Annotated in this window: 1 protein-coding gene; it reads left to right on the top strand. The window is 34.9% G+C overall.

Translation table 11 applies throughout. The features are described from left to right. The first annotated feature begins 614 nt into the window (after positions 1–614). Positions 615–1,604 carry a hypothetical protein gene (locus tag MUW73_RS02930; RefSeq protein WP_243018547.1) on the top strand — a complete coding sequence of 330 codons (990 nt, stop codon included), beginning with the start codon at positions 615–617 and terminating at the stop codon, positions 1,602–1,604. Positions 1,605–1,790 lie beyond the last annotated feature (186 nt).

The raw sequence follows: 1,790 nt of genomic DNA, 5'->3' as shown, positions 1-1,790 counted from the left end.
AGTAGAAAATGAAGTTTTGTTGTTACGTTTTTCTTTATAAAAAAGTAACCACAAAATCCAGCGCTGGTGAAAAAAGTGGCTGAAAGCTTGGTTTACAGCTGGAAAAACAGGAGCCTCCCTGCAATCCATCCCGGCAACTGTTTTTCTTGTCATCTGTAAACTTCGCTTTCTGATCGCAACTATTTTACAAGGGGCGTTTTTTTATATATTATTATATATAATAATCAATTAAATATACCCCTTAAGTTGACGCCATTGCGTGAACGGATACAAAAAATCTGCTATAAATAGCGTTATTTACGCTGACTTGAACAGATATGCTAGAGAAAATTGGTATTTCAATAATAAAAAAATCTTAAATAAACTACTGCTTATAACTTGTTTTTCATTTGATTATTAATATATTTTCTTAGGAATTCTATCTATTTTTTCATATCATATACAAAGCAAATGCAACCCTATATTTCGTGGCCATTGGGCCTCGTGAGGGTTACCTTTGTCTCTTCCTTTATACCTAAGCAGCTGTAGCCATAAGAATAGATTATGAAATATGCTCATAGCGACCATGCTGCTTGGTGGGCGTTATATCAGATCGTATCATATAAATACAAACAATGAAAAAAAAACATACAAAATATAAAACAAGTCTATTGATCGGGCTATTAAGCTTATATACCTTATCTTCTTGTGTTAACACCAGACAAGTACTAGGTAACCATCAGGATATCGAACTAGGTAACGATGTAAATCCTAATATACAGTGGGATAAGAAGAATCGTGCTACCTATACAGTAAATCCTGAGCCTGAAATTACCTTAATAAAGATAACCCAAAGGAGCTCATCTGCATACAGTTATGTTGAGCATGCAGGTGGAGAGACGACTAAATCAACAAACAGTTGGACTTGGAAGAAAAAGCTCGTGCTTGGCTTGTCATTAGTTACTGTTGCTGGTATGCTTAGTGTTCCTGTTGGAGTTGGTGTGTGTGCCATTGGTCTTATTTGCCCTTTTGGTGCTACTTCTTTTTTGCCTAATAACACTTTGCCTAATAACACAACGTTATTAATTAATAATCCTAATAGTACCTTTGTAGTACCGGGGCATCCGTTTGATTCCGATTCCCCAAATAGGGGTGATGGACGCAAGGGTCGTATGTATATACCTAAAGAAAATGAAGATCGTGATACGTCAATACTAGACTCATCATTCAGTCAGTTTGACCCAACAGAAAGTGCATCAAGTGAATCTGCATCAAACGAGAATGAATCAGAAGATGAATTTTTTCAAGATATGACCATGCATCAGCTATATCATAAGATGCTTCACAAGAATTTTAATCCAGATATGGTGAAAGAGTGGTTGAAGGATGGTTTAAACCCAAATATGAAAGATTTAAATCAAAGGACGTTGTTTATGTTAGTAGTTGAGCACTATAAGAATATCAAAGAAGATGATTGGAAAGCCATTGATATTATTACGAGCTTCTTACAAACAGGTAAAATCAACTTCTCTAAAAAAGATTCGAATGGCCAGACGGTTTGGGATTATACAGCAAAGAATCATTTTCTTACAAATCTATTCAGGAGGTATAAAAATAAAAAGTAAAGTAGCTGTTCAGCTAATGGTGGTCATCCTTTAGTTGACGCCATTGCCTGAACAGATACTACTTTTTTAGTATCCGTTCACGACTGTGGTTTTTCTTCGATTATATTTAGCAACTCTTTGGTTTGCGTTGACGCAATTAGTAGAAAATGAATTTTTGTTGTTACTTTTTTCTTGATAAAAAAGTAA

Source organism: Candidatus Cardinium sp. cByotN1 (assembly GCF_022810525.1).
GTDB lineage: Bacteria > Bacteroidota > Bacteroidia > Cytophagales > Amoebophilaceae > Cardinium.
This window is presented reverse-complemented; position numbering and strand designations above follow the sequence as displayed.

Coding starts and splice junctions, on each gene's coding strand:
- MUW73_RS02930 (WP_243018547.1), top strand. CDS start 615: ATGAAAAAAAAACATACAAAATATAAAACAAGTCTATTGATCGGGCTA.